At 60.2% G+C, this 226-nt stretch carries 1 pseudogene; it reads right to left on the minus strand.

Going from position 1 to position 226, the window contains the following annotated elements:
• A pseudogene (locus BHE85_RS20205) lies at positions 1 to 162 on the minus strand (IS91 family transposase); the annotation flags it as partial.
• Positions 163 to 226 lie beyond the last annotated feature (64 nt).

Below are 226 nucleotides of genomic sequence, written 5' to 3' on the forward strand. Positions count from 1 at the left end.
GATGTATTCCTTCACTCCCAGTATCCGCGTGCCGCAGGCCAGCATTTTTGTGACAGCCTCAACCCCGATATCGCGCAGACCGCCCGCATCCAGGAAGGATGTCCAGCACTGGTTGGCCGTGAACAGACGTTTCAGCGGGCGGGGAGTAAAAGCGGACAACATGAGGACGGATTAACCCCCGGTATCCTGTAGCCGGGTAAGGGCTGCTGTGTCGCCACGGCGCTCC

This window comes from Shigella sp. FC1567 (genome assembly GCF_001743015.1).
GTDB classification, from domain to species: Bacteria; Pseudomonadota; Gammaproteobacteria; order Enterobacterales; family Enterobacteriaceae; genus Escherichia; species Escherichia coli.